Below are 16,011 nucleotides of genomic sequence, written 5' to 3' on the forward strand. Positions count from 1 at the left end.
AGGGACAAGCAGATGGTGCGGGCGTATAGCTCAGTGGTAGAGCACTATGTTGACATCGTAGGGGTCGCAAGTTCAATCCTTGCTACGCCCACCATCGCATAAGAAACCCCGCCAATGGCGGGGTTTTTTGTCGATCGACGCAGGCTTTTGTTGATCGACAGGGCAAAGTGGCGGGAGCGACCAGCGCCCCCGCCCTGGCGATGTTACTTGCCCTGCCAGTTCGGCTTGCGCTTCTCGGCAAAGGCGGCGGCGCCTTCGCGTGCGTCGCTCGACGTGAATACCGGCGCGATATAGGCCTGCTGCTTCTTCCACATTTCCGCCTCGGTCCACTCGTGCGAATCGCGGATGATGCCCTTCGACGCGATCAGTGCGAGCGGACCGTTCTCGGCGACCTTCGCTGCCAGAGCCTTTGCTGCTTCCAGCGACGGGCCCTCGACGATCTGGTTGATGAAGCCAAGCTCATAAGCGCGCTGGGCGGTGATGAAGTCGCCGGTCAGCGCCAGTTCCATGGCGATGCGCGGCGGGATCTGGCGCGGCAGCTTGATCAGGCCACCGGCAGCAGCGGCAAGTCCGCGCTTGGCTTCGGGAATGCCGAACTTGGATGAAGCGCTCGCCACGATCAGGTCGCACGACAGCGCCAGTTCCATGCCGCCCGCCAAGGCATAGCCATCGACCGCAGCGATGATCGGCTTCTTCGGCGTCCATTCCGACAGGCCGCCAAAACCGCGCCCGGGAATCGAGGGCGACTCCCCGCGCAGGAAGCCCTTGAGATCCATCCCTGAACAGAACGTGCCGCCAGCCCCGGTGAGGATCGCACAGCGCAGGTCGGCCTCGGCATCCAGCCGGTCCATCGCTGCCGAAATGCCCTCGGCCGCAGCCTTGTTCATGGCATTCTTTGCATCGGGCCGGTTGATCGTGACGATCAGCACGTTGCCATCGACTTGGGTAAGGACTTCCGCCTCGCTCATCGCATCTCTCCAAAAGGACTTCCACCCGGCTTTAACCGGTCACTTAAATATCTGCATTGCCCATGCGCCGATGTCCAGCGCAAAGCCTGCAAAAATTGCGCGAATCGCCCCACTGCCTTGCGCACCGGCAAGCCTCTGCTAAGGGAAGGCGCAATTTCTCTCCCCAGCTTGAAAGACAGGACGGACATGGCGAAGATCAAGGTGAAGAACCCGGTCGTCGAACTCGACGGCGATGAAATGACCCGGATCATCTGGGAATGGATCCGCGAGCGCCTGATCCTCCCCTACCTCGACATCGACCTCAAGTACTACGACCTCTCGGTCCAGAAGCGCGACGAGACGGACGACCAGATCACCATCGATTCCGCCAATGCAATCAAGCAGTACGGCGTCGGCGTGAAGTGCGCCACGATCACGCCTGACGAACAGCGCGTCGAGGAATTCAACCTCAAGTCGATGTGGAAGTCGCCCAACGGCACGATCCGCAACATCCTCGGCGGCGTGGTCTTCCGCGAACCGATCGTGATCCAGAACGTGCCCCGCCTCGTCCCGGGCTGGACCGACCCGATCGTCGTCGGCCGTCACGCCTTCGGCGACCAGTACCGCGCCACCGACTTCGTCGTCCCCGGTCCCGGCAAGCTGCGTCTCGTCTGGGAAGGCGACAACGGTGAGACGATCGACCGCGAAGTGTTCAACTACCCCTCGGGTGGCGTCGCCATGGCGATGTACAACCTCGACGATTCGATCCGCGACTTCGCCCGCGCGTCGTTCAACTACGGCCTGTCGCTGGGCTGGCCGGTCTACCTGTCGACCAAGAACACCATCCTCAAGGCCTACGACGGCCGCTTCAAGGATCTGTTCCAGGAAGTGTTCGACACCGAAGGCTTCAAGGAAAAGTTCGCCGCCGCCGGCATCAGCTACGAACACCGCCTGATCGACGACATGGTCGCCTCGGCGCTCAAGTGGTCGGGCAAGTTCGTCTGGGCCTGCAAGAACTACGACGGAGACGTGCAGTCCGACACGGTTGCGCAGGGCTTCGGCTCGCTCGGCCTGATGACCTCGGTCCTCATGTCGCCCGACGGCAAGACCATCGAAGCCGAAGCTGCCCACGGCACCGTGACCCGTCACTACCGCCAGCACCAGCAGGGCAAGCAGACCTCGACCAACCCGATCGCCTCGATCTTCGCGTGGACCCGCGGTCTGATGTACCGCGGCAAGTTCGACGAGACCCCGGAAGTCGTGAAGTTCGCCGAAACGCTCGAGCGCGTCTGCATCGAAACCGTCGAAAGCGGCAAGATGACCAAGGACCTCGCCCTGCTGATCGGCCCGGATCAGGCCTGGATGACCACCGAGAAGTTCTTCGAAGCCATCGTCGAGAACCTCGAAGCCGAAATGAAGAACTGGGCATAAGCGCCAGTTCCATTACGGAAACAGCAAAGGGCTCCGGTTGCCGCCGGGGCCCTTTTGCTTTGGCAACAGTTCGACATGCAGAAACGGGTGACACCATTGCCCCCCTCCCCTAACCTTCGCCAATGGCAGGCAATCTCGAACCGACGACCGCACTTTCCGACGCTCTTGTAATCCTCGGTGCCGCAGGCATCGTCATCCCGGCCTTCGCCCGCTTCCGCATCACCCCGATCATCGGCTTCATCCTCGTCGGACTGGTGGTCGGCCCGTTCGGCCTCGGCGCGCTCGTGCCGCAGTACCCCTGGCTGTACCACTTCACCATTTCCGATCCGGCCGCGATCACGCCTTTCGCGGAGTTCGGCATCATCCTCCTGTTGTTCGAGATCGGCCTGGAGCTGTCCTTCAATCGCCTGTGGGACATGCGCCGACTGGTCTTCGGCCTTGGCGCGATGGAGCTTGGCATTTCGGCCTTCCTCCTGTCGGCGGCACTTCTGGCCACCGGTTTGCAGATCAGCGGCGCTTTCGGCCTCGGCCTTGCACTTGCGCTTTCCTCGACCGCGCTGGTCCTGCCCATCGCCGGCACCCATGGTCCCGTCGGCCGCGCCGCGCTGTCGATGCTCCTGTTCGAGGATATCGCGCTCGTGCCGATCATCTTCATCCTTGGTGCAATGGGCCCGGTCGCCGCGCATTCGGATGGCCCAACCCTTGGCGAAACGCTGCTTTATGGCGGCATCGTCATTGCCGTCCTGCTGGTCGGCGGACGCCTGCTGCTACCGCGCCTTTTCGCCCAGGCTGCACAGACGAAGAGCCCCGAGTTGTTCCTTGCTGCCACGATGCTGGTTGTGATCGCCGCAGCGCTGTCGACGTCTCTCGTCGGCCTCTCGCCGATCATGGGCGCGCTGCTGGCGGGCCTGCTCATCGCCGAGACCGAGTATCACACCGAGGTCGAAGCGATTACCAAGCCGTTCAAGGGCCTCGCGCTGGGCGTTTTCCTCATCACCATCGGCATGGGCATAGATTTGCGCGTCGTCTGGGCACAGATCGGGCCGCTCACCCTCGCAGTCGTCGGTGTGGTGGTGCTCAAAGCGCTTGTCACGATGTTCGCCCTACGCGCCATGGGCAAGGAGCGCGCTACCGCACTCGAAGCCGGCATCCTGATGGCCAGCCCATCGGAAACTACCCTGATCGTGCTGACCACGGCCGCCGAGGCAACCCTCATCGACCGGGAGACTGCCCAATTCTGGCAGATCGTCACCGCCATCGGCCTGACAATTACGCCGCTCTTGGCCAAACTCGGTGAGACATGGGGGCAGCGGGTCGCGCGCGGGACTGCGGACGTCGGACAGAATACATTCGTCGAGGAGCCGGAAGGCGAGCGCGTCGTCGTCATGGGCTTCGGCCGCGTCGGCAGGCTCATCGCCGAGATGCTGACGGTCCACAAGGCCGCCTGGCTCGGCATCGATTCGGACCCCGGCATCGTCAGGAACGCGCGCAAGGATGGCCTGCCGGTCCTGTTCGGCAACGTCGACAGCGAAGCGGCAATCGCCCGGCTCGGCCTCGATGATGCCAAGGCGATGATCCTGACGATGGACGAACCCGTCCTCATCCTGCGCATGGTCAAGCGCCTGCGCAGCGCACATCCTGACCTCCCGATCATCGTCCGCGCGCGCGACGCGATGCACGCCGCCGCGCTTTACAAGGCCGGCGCCAGCCATGCCGTGCCCGAGACGCTCGAAAGCTCGCTACAGCTGTCCGAAGCTGTGCTCGTCGATCTCGGCTTCCCGATGGGCCCGGTCATCGCCTCGATCCACGAAAAGCGCGACGAACTGCGCCAGAAGATCAAGGAGGAAGGCGAGCTCAATTCGCTTCCCAAGCTCAAGTCTGCCTCGCTCCGGGAACGCTCTGCCTGACAGCCCGCAACCGATCTCCTTGCCCTGTGTTTTCATGGCAAGGAGAGAAACATGACCCACCGCAGCAACAAGCCCGACCTGAACCCGGCGACGCAGGACGATCAGCCGAACAAGGGCCCGATCAAGGGGCCGCAGCAGACCGACGCCACGATGCGCGAAAAGGATCTGGCCCGCGGCTCCGAACCCGAAACGCGCGGCGCCAGCGGGCGCAGGCAATAACGGTCAATTCGTTGCGTCTGACTTGGGACCCCGGAGCGCGCCAGCCGCAAACCACATGCCGAACAGGACCCAGACGAGTATGTAAGGGATAGTCACGCGGTCGATTGGGTACGTGCTTGCGCGCCAGATGCACCAGCAAGTCCCCATGACCGCAAGTCCCCGTGACTGTGGCCCTGCCCGATCTTTCCAAACGGAGGAGGCGAAACGCAAAAAGGGCCAGAGCAATGCGAGAGCGACAGCAGGCGCGAGAAATTCAAGTAACGGCAAATAGTCGTTGAAACAGTCGTCGAATCCGCCCGCGAATACACGCCCGCGGCAAGCGACCTCCCGCTTTGCACCTTGGCCGAGGAGCGGAAAAGTCGAGATGGTCATCCACAACAGGCCGCCAGCCCATTTAGCGAGCGTCCGAGCCCTCTCAACGCCCGGCGATGTGGTCACCCAGCCAGCACCGCCTTAGCCGCGCTGATCGCTTCAGCCGCCTTTGCTCCGTCCGGACCGCCGCCTTGGGCCATATCCGGACGGCCACCACCGCCCTTGCCGCCAAGTGCTTCCACGCCTGCGCGCACCATATCGACCGCGCTGACCTTTCCGACGAGATCCTCTGTCACCGCCGCCGCGATTGAAGCCTTGCCCTCGTTCACCGCCACGATCACCGCAACGCCCGAACCCAGACGCTGCTTTGCCTGATCGAGCAGTCCGCGCAGTTCCTTGGGGTCCAGCCCGTCGAGCACCTGGCCCGAGAACTTCACGCCGCCCACTTCCTCATCCGCGTTCTCCGCCTTGGCTGCCCCGCCGCCCAGCGCCAGCGCCTTCTTGGCCTCGGCCAGTTCGCGCTCGAGCTTCTTGCGCTCTTCCATCAGGGCGGACACGCGGGCTTCCACGTCTTCCGGCGTCGTGCGCAGGATCGACGCGGTGTGCTTCAATGCCTCTTCGCGGGCCACGAACCACTGCCGCGCGCCCTCGCCGGTCAGCGCCTCGATGCGGCGCACGCCCGACGAGACCGCGCTCTCGCTGACGATGCGGAACACGCCGATATCGCCCAGCGCCCGAACGTGCGTGCCGCCGCACAGTTCGACCGAATAGTGCTTCTCCGTCGCACGGCCCATCGAAAGCACGCGCACTTCCTCGCCATACTTTTCACCGAACAGTGCCATCGCCCCCGCCTCGATCGCATCATCGGGGCTCATCAGGCGCGTCGTCACTGGTTCGTTGGCGCGAATCTCGGCGTTCACCTCGGCCTCGATCGCGGCAATGTCATCAGGCGTCAGTGCAGTCGGATGCGAGAAGTCGAAACGCAGGCGATCGGCAGCAACCAGCGAGCCCTTCTGCGTCACGTGCCCGCCAAGGCGATTGCGCAGTGCCGCATGCAGCAGGTGCGTGGCCGAGTGGTTGGCGCGGATCGCATCGCGGCGTTCGACATCGATGTCGAGCTTCACCACGTCACCGACCTTGATCGAACCCGCTTCAACCTTCGCGTTGTGCGCGTGCAAGCGGCCCAAGGGCTTGGCGGTGTCGCTCACCGCCAGCTTCAGGCCATCGGCACTGGTGATCGTGCCGGCATCGCCGGTCTGGCCACCGCTTTCGCCGTAGAACGGCGTCTGGTTGACGATCACGGTCACGTCATCGCCCGCCGCAGCGCTCCCAACTTCCTTGCCGTCCTTGACCAGCGCAACGACTTGCGCCTCGCCGGTGGTGGCGGTGTAGCCGGTGAACTCGGTTGCGCCGACGCGTTCGGCAATGTCGAACCACACTTCGCTGTCGGCGGCTTGGCCCGATCCCTTCCACGCCGCGCGCGCCGCCGCCTTCTGCTGCGCCATGGCAGCATCGAAGCCCTCGCGGTCAACCGCAATGCCACGGGCGCGCAAGGCGTCTTCGGTCAGGTCGTACGGGAAACCGTAAGTGTCATAGAGCTTGAATGCGGTCTCGCCCGGCAGCGCATCGCCCTCGCCCAGCGCGGCGGTCGCTTCGTCGAGCAGCTTGATGCCGTTCGAAAGCGTGCGGCGGAACTGCACTTCCTCGCGCAGCAGGGTTTCCTCGATCAGCGGCTGCGCACGGCCCAACTCAGGATAGGCAGCGCCCATCTCGGCGACCAGTGCCGGCACCAGGCGGTGCATCAGGGGGTCCTTGGCACCCAGCAGGTGCGCGTGGCGCATGGCGCGGCGCATGATGCGGCGCAGCACATAGCCGCGGCCCTCATTCGAAGGCAGCACACCATCGGCCAGCAGGAAGCTGGTCGAGCGCAGATGGTCGGCAATCACGCGATGGCTGGCGCGCTGCTCGCCCTCGGCCTTCACCGAAGTCAGGCTTTCGGACGCGGCAATCAGCGCCCTGAACGTGTCGGTGTCGTAGTTGTCGTGTTCGCCCTGCAGAACGGCGGCAATGCGCTCCAGGCCCATGCCGGTATCGATGCTCGGCTTGGGCAGGCTGCCGGTGATTTCACCCGCGGTCTGCTCGAACTGCATGAACACGAGGTTCCAGATCTCGATGAAGCGGTCGCCATCCTCTTCCGGCGATCCCGGAGGGCCGCCCCAGATGTGATCGCCATGATCGAAGAAGATTTCGGAGCAGGGACCGCACGGGCCATCGTCGCCCATCGCCCAGAAGTTGTCCTTGGTGGCGATGCGGATGATGCGATCTTCAGGCAGGCCTGCGATCTTCTTCCACAGCTCGAACGCCTCGTCGTCGGTATGGTAGACGGTGGCGAGCAGCTTGTCCTTGGGCAGGCCCCATTCGCGCGTCAGCAGCGTCCACGCATGGGTGATCGCCTGCTCCTTGAAGTAGTCGCCGAACGAGAAGTTGCCGAGCATCTCGAAGAAGGTGTGATGCCGCGCAGTGTAGCCGACGTTGTCGAGATCGTTGTGCTTGCCGCCCGCGCGCACGCACTTCTGCGACGAGGTGGCGCGTGGGGTCGCGCGTGTCTCGAGCCCGGTGAAAACGTTCTTGAACGGCACCATTCCGGCGTTCGTGAACATCAGCGTCGGGTCGTTGTAGGGCACCAGCGGCGCAGACTGCACCACATCGTGCCCGTGCGAGCCGAAGTATTCGAGGAAGGAGCGGCGGATTTCGTTCGTCGAAGTCATGAAAGGCCGATTAGGCGAGCGTTCGGCGCGCTACAAGCACGTTTCATCCATCATTGTGATCGGACGTGGCGCTTACCAGCCACGCCGCAGCATTGAATGCCACCACGCCGTCCCGATGATGGGCCTCCACAAGCTCGGCGAGCCGCATCTCGACCGCTGCGCGCTCGGCCTCGGGCAAAGTCCGCAAGGCCGCCGCAGCAGGTCCGATGCGGCGGAACAGCGCCATCGCTTCGCCCACGGCATCTGGCCCGGTGCCGGCGATGTACCGGAAATCCACCGGCGCGAGCTCCACCGCCCGCCATCCTGCCATGCAGCGTCGCACGTGTTCCGGCAGGGCAAAAGCGAAAGGTCCGGGCGCGGTCGGCGAGGTTTGCGGAGAATCACCTTTCGGCAGTAGCGCCGCGATGGCCGCCGCCCAGTCGTTCTCGGCAGCCTTGCGAAAGCACGAGAAGACCATGCGCGCTCCTGGCATCGCCTGCGCGGCCAGATGGGCGAAGGCTGCTTGCGGATCGGAGAAGAACATCACGCCGTGGCGCGATAAATACAGGTCCGGCCGTGACGCGGGTTGCCACTGCGAGGCATCGGCCAGCTCGAACGTCAGGTTTGGCTGAATGGCGCGGGAGCGGGCCGCATCGACCAGATCGGCAGAGATATCCACGCCGGTCACCTGCGCTTGCGGCCTTGCCTCGGCAATGGCGATCGACAGCTCCCCCGCTCCGCAACCGATATCTGCAACAGCCGCGCCCGGCTCTCGAGCGATGGCGGCCAGAAGTTTGGGTGTCAGGTCGGAAAAGCTGACATCGGTGCGCCGCCATTCGCTGGCCCAGCTCCGTCCGACCGTCCCCTGCCAGTCACTCGCGTTGGTCATGCCTTACATCCCGAAATAGTCGCCGCCCTTTTCGCGCGCGCGCTGCCACGCGGGCCGCGCGTGGATGGCCGCGACGAATGCCGCGAGCTTGGGGAAATGTGCACCCGCCCCTTGCATGACCGCGATCTCTGCCGGGAAGCTCATCATCACATCCGCCCCGGTCCAATTGTCGCCGATAAAGTGGCCGGACGGGCGCAGGATCTGCTCCATGTAGCCAAAATGGGCTGCCAGCTGTTCGTCGATGCGCGGCTTCAGCGGCGCGGCAGCCTCTCCAAGGCGCGAGGTATAAAGCTGCAGGAGGACGGGGGTCATGGCCGAGCCTTCGGCAAAATGCATCAGTTCGAGGTGCCGCAGGGCGTCGTCCGAACCTTCCGCCGGGAGCCATGTGCCCTTGCCATAGCGTTCGCACAGGACCTGCACGATCGCGCCCGATTCCTCGATGACCCGGCCATCGATCTCCAGCAGGGGCGATTTGCCCAGCGGGTGCACGGCCTTCAGTTCGGGCGGGGCAAGGTTGGTCACCGCATCGCGCTGATAGTGCCGAATCTCGTAATCGACGCCAAGCTCCTCCAGCAACCAGAGGACCCGCTGCGAACGGCTGTTGTTGAGATGGTGAACGATGATGCCCATGGCGATTCTCCGTGCGGTTTAAGTGGAAGGTTAACCCGCAACCGCCGGCGCGCAAACAAAAAGCCCGCGCGATCCTGCCGGGGAACGCGCGGGCTCTTTGTCTGGCTGGCGGGCCCGGCTTGCACCGGGGATGGAGGCTGCCCGCCGCCTTGAAGATCAGACGTCGTCGTCCGCGTCCGGACCGACCATCAGACCTTCGGCAACCTTGTCGGTGCGGCCGCGGATCGCGGCTTCCAACCGGTCGCAAAGTTCGGAATTCTCGCGCAGGAAGTTCTTGGCGTTCTCGCGCCCCTGCCCGATGCGGATCGAGTCATAACTGAACCAGGCACCCGACTTCTCGACCAGCCCGGCCTTGACGCCGAGGTCGAGGATTTCGCCGATCTTCGAGATGCCTTCGCCATACATGATGTCGAATTCAACCTGCTTGAACGGCGGAGCCACCTTGTTCTTGACCACCTTCACGCGCGTGGCGTTGCCGACGATCTCGTCACGATCCTTGATCTGGCCAGTGCGGCGGATGTCGAGGCGGACCGAGGCGTAGAACTTGAGCGCGTTACCGCCCGTCGTCGTCTCGGGGTTGCCGTACATCACGCCGATCTTCATGCGCAGCTGGTTGATGAAGATCACCATGCAGCGCGAACGGCTGATCGAACCGGTCAGCTTGCGCAACGACTGGCTCATCAGGCGGGCCTGCAGGCCGACGTGGCTGTCGCCCATCTCGCCTTCGATTTCCGCACGCGGCACGAGCGCGGCCACCGAGTCCACCACCAGCACGTCGATCGCGTTGGAACGGACGAGCGTGTCGGTGATTTCCAGCGCCTGTTCGCCAGTATCCGGCTGCGACACGATCAGGTTGTCGATATCGACACCCAGCTTCTTGGCATAGACCGGGTCGAGCGCATGCTCGGCATCGATGAATGCCGCCGTGCCACCGGTCTTCTGGGCCTGGGCGATGACGTGCAGCGCGAGCGTGGTCTTGCCCGAGCTTTCCGGCCCATAGACTTCGATCACGCGTCCGCGCGGCAGACCGCCGACACCGAGTGCGATATCAAGCCCCAGCGACCCGGTGGAGATCGCCTCCACCTGCATCGCTTCCTTCGAGCCCAGCTTCATTGCCGAACCCTTGCCGAACGCACGGTCAATCTGTGCAAGGGCTGCGTCGAGCGCCTTCTGACGATCCATGTCCTTGATCTTACCTTCCTCGATGAGCTTGAGCTGAGCCGCCATGGCTTCGTTTCCCTTGCTAGAGTTGGCTGACACGAGCCGTCAACAAGGGTTATGTACTCGTTGTGTTCCCGTGGAACAAGAGGGGAACGATATATTCGCGCCGATTTGGCAACGCCTTGGCGCAAATCCTTAGCTTATCTCGCTTTTCTCGCAATATGCGCGGCCGGCAGGATGGTGCGCAAACGGCGTTATCCACGACGCGGGTCGGTTTCGTGCCAAATTGGACGCGCTTCCGTGAAGCGTTGCTTGTGGTCGAATCGCGGCGCCCTGCCATTCACCGATCGCAGAGCCGGCCGCCGTCATTGCAAGAATGCAGAATATCTATAAAGTTAACCCCGACCGTATATCGAAAGTTACTGCTAAATGTCTCAATCCCGTAAGCCGCAGTCTGCGGCCGGTGGCGGCGGCGGGGGCAGACCAGGGAGCCCGCCCCCGGGCGCGAAGCCGAAAGGCCCGCGCCAGGAAGTCGTCAGTGCACGTACGCTATACTTCGGGAATGGCGATCCAGCGCCCGAAACCGCGCTCGCTCGCGCGATCTCGGGCCGGGTTCAGCTCCACCGCATTACCGACGATTACATCGGCCATATCGACGACAGTCGGGAATACTATAACACGCTTTTCGTCATTGGCAGCGACCCTGTCCGGATCCGCAAGCTCATGCGCATCTACCGGCCCTTGCTGAAAATGAAGGCCAAGATAGTCATCATGCGCGAAGTACGGCCAAGCGTGAAAGCGCAGTTGCTCAATGCCGGTTTCGACGATGTCTTCGATCGTGAAATGCCGGTCGCCGAGGCTGCAGCGCGCGTGCGAGCCGTGCTGGGCCGCATCGCCCAGAGCCAGCAGTCGAAGGTCGTCGAGGAAGTCAGGGACCTGCATCTTCAGCACTTCACCCGAGAGCCACTGCTCGGCCGCGAGGCGCGTGTCCTGTCCATGCTCGTAGCCGCGCGCGGGTCACCTGTGCGGAGCAGCCAGCTTGCCATCAGTGGCCGTTCGACGCATCGACCGATCAGCACGAAGTCGCTGCAAGTCCTGATTTCCGGCCTGCGCTCCAAGCTGCGTCCAAATCTGCGAATCGTCAGTCAGGGCCCGGCAGGGTACTCCCTGCAGGAGATCTCTCCGGTCCGGTCATTGCTCGACAGCGCCTCGAAGATAACTTGAGCAACCGACCGTCTGACCCGAGGGTGCCCCGTTCGGCGCCCCCGGTTCTCCAGCCTCGCCTTCCGGATCAGACGACGCCGAAGGCCAGCATCGCATCGGCCACCTTCTTGAAGCCGGCGATATTCGCTCCCTTGACGTAGTCGATATAGCCGCCGCCCTGATCGCCATAGGCGAGGCACGACTTGTGGATGCCCGACATGATGTCCTTGAGCATCTGCTGGAGTTCTTCCTCCTTCCACGAGCGGCGTTCGGAGTTCTGGCTCATTTCGAGGCCGGAGACGGCCACGCCGCCAGCGTTGGAGGCCTTGCCTGGCGCGTAAAGGATCTTGGCTGCCTTGAAGACATGCACACCGTCCAGATCGGTCGGCATGTTGGCACCCTCGGCCACCGCCTTGCAGCCGTTGGCGATCAACATGCGCGCATCATCGCCGAGCAGTTCGTTCTGGGTCGCGCAAGGCAGCGCGACGTCGCAAGGCACGCCCCATGGCGTCTTGCCGGCCACGAATGTTGCCTTCGGGAACGCCGTGACATATTCCTCGATCCGGCCGCGACGGTGGGTCTTGTGCGTCTTCACCCAGTCGATCTTTTCCTGATCGATACCGTCGGGGTCGTGGATGTAGCCCCCCGAATCCGACAGTGTCAGGACCTTGCCGCCCAGTTGCACGATCTTCTCGGCGGCATGGGTTGCCACGTTGCCGGAGCCGGAGATCACCGCTGTCTTGCCCGTGAGGTCTTCTCCCTTCGTCGCCAGCATGTTGGCCAGGAAGTAGACCGCGCCATAACCGGTCGCCTCGGTGCGGATCAGGGAACCGCCCCATTCGAGGCCCTTGCCGGTCAGCACGCCTGTGAAGTTGTTGGTGATGCGCTTGTACTGGCCGAACATGAAGCCGATCTCGCGCCCGCCTACGCCGATGTCGCCTGCGGGAACGTCAATGTCGGCACCAATGTGGCGGTAGAGTTCGGTCATGAAGCTCTGGCAGAAGCGCATGATCTCCCGCACGCTCTTGCCCTTGGGATTGAAGTTCGATCCACCCTTGCCACCCCCCATCGGCAGGCCGGTCAGCGCGTTCTTGAAGGTCTGCTCGAACGCCAGGAACTTCAGCACGGATTCGGTGACGGAAGGATGGAAGCGGATGCCGCCCTTGTAGGGGCCGATCGCATTGTTGTTCTGCACGCGCCAACCGCGCTGCACGCGAATGTTGCCGTTGTCGTCCTCCCAGCAAACGCGGAACGAGACCACGCGATCCGGCTCGGCAATGCGACGCAGGATCTGCTGCGAGTGATACTCCTCCTTGTCCTGCATGAACTCGAAGATGTCTTCAGCAACCTCCTGAACCGCCTGGACGAATTCCGGCTGATACGGATTGCGCTTCTTAACGCCCTCCATGAAGGTCGGCAGGTCAACATGATCGGATACGGCCACGGTACTCTCCCCCAAGTCGGAACCTCTGTCGGCTCACGATATGTATGCCGGTAGCGGCGGGTGCGGCCCGTTATTCGCCCAACCCGGAGAGGTTCCGAGTCGCGCTGTTGTTGGCATTCAGATTAACGCCTTTTGCGCCGTGGGAAAGCGGCGATGCTTGCCCTCACCGCCCGGGCGGCAGGCGATCATCCTTCTTCTTGAAAAGCTGGTCGAGCGCCGACTTCACAGACTCACCGGCCGCTGCGTCATCCTTTGTCGGATCGGGGGTATAGGTCGGTGCATCTTCTTGTGATGGTGGTAGTGCCACGTCTGTGGCACTGTCGTTCGCACCCGGCCTGGTTCCGGCAACCGAGGCTTCCGGGGCCAGCGGCTCCGTCGAAAGCAGCTTTGTGTCAACCGGACTCGCTGGTCCGATAAGTTTGGTCAACCCGCTGATCTGCTCGCCCAGGACCTTGTCGACGGCCCCCGAAATGGTGTCGGTCTTGTAGCGCATGAAGCCGCCGACAACATATTCCCAGAGAATGCGGGTCGACTTTCCACCGCCGCCCTCCACTGGCTTGAATGTTACCGTCATGGTCCCGTTCACCGCCTCGGACTGCAGCGGGCCAAGCCCGCCCACCAGCCTGAGGGCACGGTAAGGTTCGGCGTAAATTACGCGCATGTGCATGACAGATCCCGGCTTCTGCGTAGCCGGAGCGCCCTTCGGAACGGGCAGCCTCTCGCAGAAGCAGCCGTTTGCACTCGCATCCAGGGAAAGATTGGCCGCCTCGCCGGAAAACGTGTGCTGCGGGTTCCACCACAGCGACGGCGTCGTAAAGGCCTTCCATGCCTCTGCCGGGCTGGCGGCGACTTCCCCGGTGACGCGAATAACGAAACCGGAATCGGTCCGTGCCGTGACTTCAGCCCGGGCAGGCTCCGATGCAACAACGGCGAGGCCACCAAGCCCCGCCGTCAGGATATACCACAGCTTGCCCATCACGCGCCTCCGCCCGCTCCGGGACGGGCGGGTCACGCTCGGGTGTTAGCGCTTGCCGAGGATAGCCTCAATGGCTGCCGTCACGTCGTCCATGTCCGCCATGCCGTCAACGCGGGCGACGATACCCTGCGCTTCATAGATCGGCAGGATCGGCGCGGTCTTGGCCCGATACTCGGCCATGCGCGTGCGCACGGTTTCCTCGTTGTCGTCAGGGCGGCGCTTGAATTCATGCCCTCCGCACTTGTCGCAGGTGCCTGAGACTGCAGGCTTCTCGAAGGTGTCGTGATAGCCCTTGCCGCAGGTTGCGCAGGTGTAACGGCCGGTGATGCGCTCGACCAGTGCATCCTCGTTGACGTCGAGTTCGATCACGTGGTCCAGCTTCTTGCCGCGCGAAGCAAGCAGTTCACCCAGCGATTCGGCCTGGGGCGCCGTGCGAGGGTAACCGTCGAAGATCGCGCCCTGCCCCTCGGGCATGGCGTCGAGCTCGTCGCCGATCAGCGCTGATACGATCTCGTCAGAGACCAGCTCGCCCGCTTCCATCACAGCCTTCGCCTTGAGACCGACCGGCGTCTGCGCCTTCACGGCCGCGCGCAGCATATCGCCCGTGGAGAGCTGCTTCATGCCGTGGCGTTCGACCAGACGCTGGGCCTGGGTGCCCTTGCCCGCGCCCGGAGGCCCCAAAAGGATGATGTTCAAGGTACCGTCCCCCTCATGCGGCTGCTGCTGTCAGCGCAGCCTGCCCTTCAGTTTCGCCTTCTTGATCAGATCGCCATACTGGTGGGCCAGCAGGTGCGACTGGATCTGCGTGATGGTGTCGACCGTGACGTTGACCACGATCAGCAGGCTGGTGCCGCCGAAGAACAGCGTTCCCATGCCCGTCTCCGCCATGATGAATTCCGGCACGACGCAGACCACGGTGATATATGCCGCACCCAGCACGGTGATGCGAGTTAGCACATAGTCCAAGTAGTTCTGGGTGTTCTTGCCAGGACGGATACCAGGAATGAACCCGCCGTTCTTCTTGAGGTTCTCGGCTGTCTCCTCGGGATTGAAGACCACGGCCGTGTAGAAAAACGCGAAGAAGATGATCCCCAGCGCATAGAGCAGCATGTAGAGCGGCTTGCCGTGGCCGAGGTACTGGTTCAGCGTCACGATCGCCTGGCCCATCGTGGTGTCCGGCGAGATCGAGTTGCCGGCAAACTGCGTGATCGTCAGAGGCAGCAGCAGCAGCGAGCTGGCAAAGATCGGCGGAATGACGCCAGCGGTGTTAAGCTTCAGCGGCAGGTGGCTGCGGTCGGCGTTCATCATGCCGCGCTGCGTGGCGCGTTTGGGGTACTGGATCAGCAGGCGCCGGGTCGCGCGCTCGAAGAAGCAGATGCCGAGCACCAGCGCGATCAGCATGATCACGATGCCGACGATAAGGAACGGCGAGATCGAGCCGGTACGCCCGCCTTCGAACAGATTGCCGAAGAACTTGGGCAACTGCGCGACGATACCGGCCATGATGATCAGAGAAACACCGTTGCCGATTCCGCGCGAGGTGATCTGCTCGCCAAGCCACAGCAGGAACATCGTCCCACCGATCAGCGAGATGACGGCACCGACCCGGAACAGCATGCCCGGGTTCACGACAGCCTGCAGCCCGCTCGACGCGCCGTATGCTTCAAGCCCGGAGGCGAGCACCCAGCCCTGGATGGCGGTCAGCAGCACCGCGCCATAGCGGGTGTACTGGTTGAGCTTCTTGCGCCCGCTTTCACCTTCCTTCTTCATCGCGGCGAGGGCCGGATGGAGCGAGGCGGCAAGCTGCACCACGATCGAGGCCGTGATGTAGGGCATGACGCCCAATGCAATCAGGCTCATGCGCTCGAGCGAACCGCCCGAAAACGCGTTGAAGATGTCGAGAACGCCGCCGCGCGTCTGGTCGTAAAGCGTCTCCAGGATCAGCGGATTTACGCCGGGCAGAGGCACGAAGCTGAGGAACCGGAAGACGATGAGCGCGCCCACCGTGAACCAGATGCGCTTCTTGAGCTCGGTTGCCTTGGAGAAGTTGGCCAGGCTGAGGTTGCTGGCGATGTTGTCGGCGCGTGATGCCATTTCGGGGTTCTAAGCCTTGCTGCGAAACCGGGCCTGCTGGCCACGTGCGTT

13 protein-coding genes and 1 tRNA gene are annotated in these 16,011 nt (G+C 63.3%); 5 read left to right on the forward strand and 9 right to left on the reverse strand.

Going from position 1 to position 16,011, the window contains the following annotated elements; translation table 11 throughout:
• The first annotated feature begins 19 nt into the window (after positions 1–19).
• Positions 20–94 (forward strand) — tRNA-Val (locus AC3WLM_RS04765).
• A gap of 109 nt (positions 95–203) precedes the next feature.
• On the opposite strand, the gene AC3WLM_RS04770 is transcribed toward AC3WLM_RS04765, so the two are convergent.
• Positions 204–968: a crotonase/enoyl-CoA hydratase family protein gene (locus tag AC3WLM_RS04770; protein ID WP_039334313.1), complete on the reverse strand. Its 765-nt coding sequence runs from the start codon at positions 966–968 to the stop codon at positions 204–206.
• Between the two features lie 186 nt (positions 969–1,154).
• On the opposite strand from AC3WLM_RS04770, the gene AC3WLM_RS04775 reads away from it, so the two are divergent.
• From AC3WLM_RS04775 to AC3WLM_RS04785, 3 genes are all read left to right on the forward strand, one after another.
• The gene (locus AC3WLM_RS04775) at positions 1,155–2,378 is read left to right on the forward strand and encodes an NADP-dependent isocitrate dehydrogenase (RefSeq protein ID WP_039334315.1); all 1,224 of its coding nucleotides are present in this window, start codon (positions 1,155–1,157) and stop codon (positions 2,376–2,378) included.
• A 122-nt stretch (positions 2,379–2,500) separates the two neighbouring features.
• Complete coding sequence (locus tag AC3WLM_RS04780) at positions 2,501–4,285, forward strand: cation:proton antiporter domain-containing protein (RefSeq protein ID WP_492476748.1); 1,785 nt, start codon at positions 2,501–2,503, stop codon at positions 4,283–4,285.
• 51 nt (positions 4,286–4,336) lie between these two features.
• On the forward strand, positions 4,337–4,504 hold the full coding sequence (locus AC3WLM_RS04785) for a hypothetical protein (protein ID WP_156135766.1): 168 nt from the start codon (positions 4,337–4,339) through the stop codon (positions 4,502–4,504).
• A gap of 434 nt (positions 4,505–4,938) precedes the next feature.
• Here AC3WLM_RS04785 and alaS read toward each other — a convergent pair whose 3' ends face one another.
• The 4 genes from alaS to recA form a co-directional block, all read right to left on the reverse strand.
• A complete protein-coding gene (gene alaS, locus AC3WLM_RS04790) occupies positions 4,939–7,584 on the reverse strand; it encodes an alanine--tRNA ligase (RefSeq protein ID WP_492476749.1) in 2,646 nt (881 codons plus the stop codon).
• A 43-nt stretch (positions 7,585–7,627) separates the two neighbouring features.
• Entirely contained in the window at positions 7,628–8,452 is an 825-nt protein-coding gene (locus AC3WLM_RS04795; protein ID WP_492476750.1) for a class I SAM-dependent methyltransferase, read from the reverse strand.
• A gap of 3 nt (positions 8,453–8,455) precedes the next feature.
• On the reverse strand, positions 8,456–9,082 hold the full coding sequence (locus AC3WLM_RS04800; RefSeq protein ID WP_193827038.1) for a glutathione S-transferase family protein: 627 nt from the start codon (positions 9,080–9,082) through the stop codon (positions 8,456–8,458).
• 156 nt (positions 9,083–9,238) lie between these two features.
• The gene (recA, locus tag AC3WLM_RS04805) at positions 9,239–10,309 is read right to left on the reverse strand and encodes a recombinase RecA (RefSeq protein ID WP_039334323.1); all 1,071 of its coding nucleotides are present in this window, start codon (positions 10,307–10,309) and stop codon (positions 9,239–9,241) included.
• Between the two features lie 363 nt (positions 10,310–10,672).
• Between recA and AC3WLM_RS04810 the strand changes: the two genes are divergently transcribed.
• On the forward strand, positions 10,673–11,467 hold the full coding sequence (locus AC3WLM_RS04810) for a helix-turn-helix domain-containing protein (RefSeq protein ID WP_062343942.1): 795 nt from the start codon (positions 10,673–10,675) through the stop codon (positions 11,465–11,467).
• Positions 11,468–11,534: 67 nt separating this feature from the next.
• Here AC3WLM_RS04810 and gdhA read toward each other — a convergent pair whose 3' ends face one another.
• From gdhA to secY, 4 genes are all read right to left on the reverse strand, one after another.
• Entirely contained in the window at positions 11,535–12,890 is a 1,356-nt protein-coding gene (gene gdhA / locus AC3WLM_RS04815; RefSeq protein ID WP_039334327.1) for an NADP-specific glutamate dehydrogenase, read from the reverse strand.
• A gap of 163 nt (positions 12,891–13,053) precedes the next feature.
• On the reverse strand, positions 13,054–13,902 hold the full coding sequence (locus AC3WLM_RS04820; RefSeq protein ID WP_492476751.1) for an SRPBCC family protein: 849 nt from the start codon (positions 13,900–13,902) through the stop codon (positions 13,054–13,056).
• 9 nt (positions 13,903–13,911) lie between these two features.
• Positions 13,912–14,562: an adenylate kinase gene (locus tag AC3WLM_RS04825; protein WP_039334332.1), complete on the reverse strand. Its 651-nt coding sequence runs from the start codon at positions 14,560–14,562 to the stop codon at positions 13,912–13,914.
• 30 nt (positions 14,563–14,592) lie between these two features.
• Positions 14,593–15,960 (reverse strand): preprotein translocase subunit SecY, encoded by a 1,368-nt coding sequence (gene secY, locus AC3WLM_RS04830; RefSeq protein WP_492476752.1) that lies wholly within the window; start codon positions 15,958–15,960, stop codon positions 14,593–14,595.
• Positions 15,961–16,011 lie beyond the last annotated feature (51 nt).

The sequence above is a fragment of the Novosphingobium sp. FW305-C-30-35 genome, from assembly GCF_058783135.1.

Excerpts from the sequence above, each read along its gene's own strand:
- AC3WLM_RS04785 (WP_156135766.1), top strand. The coding sequence starts at position 4,337 with ATGACCCACCGCAGCAACAAGCCCGACCTGAACCCGGCGACGCAGGAC.
- secY (WP_492476752.1), bottom strand. The coding sequence starts at position 15,960 with ATGGCATCACGCGCCGACAACATCGCCAGCAACCTCAGCCTGGCCAAC.
- AC3WLM_RS04775 (WP_039334315.1), top strand. The coding sequence starts at position 1,155 with ATGGCGAAGATCAAGGTGAAGAACCCGGTCGTCGAACTCGACGGCGAT.
- alaS (WP_492476749.1), bottom strand. The coding sequence starts at position 7,584 with ATGACTTCGACGAACGAAATCCGCCGCTCCTTCCTCGAATACTTCGGC.
- AC3WLM_RS04800 (WP_193827038.1), bottom strand. The coding sequence starts at position 9,082 with ATGGGCATCATCGTTCACCATCTCAACAACAGCCGTTCGCAGCGGGTC.
- AC3WLM_RS04770 (WP_039334313.1), bottom strand. The coding sequence starts at position 968 with ATGAGCGAGGCGGAAGTCCTTACCCAAGTCGATGGCAACGTGCTGATC.
- AC3WLM_RS04780 (WP_492476748.1), top strand. The coding sequence starts at position 2,501 with ATGGCAGGCAATCTCGAACCGACGACCGCACTTTCCGACGCTCTTGTA.
- AC3WLM_RS04795 (WP_492476750.1), bottom strand. The coding sequence starts at position 8,452 with ATGACCAACGCGAGTGACTGGCAGGGGACGGTCGGACGGAGCTGGGCC.
- AC3WLM_RS04810 (WP_062343942.1), top strand. The coding sequence starts at position 10,673 with ATGTCTCAATCCCGTAAGCCGCAGTCTGCGGCCGGTGGCGGCGGCGGG.
- recA (WP_039334323.1), bottom strand. The coding sequence starts at position 10,309 with ATGGCGGCTCAGCTCAAGCTCATCGAGGAAGGTAAGATCAAGGACATG.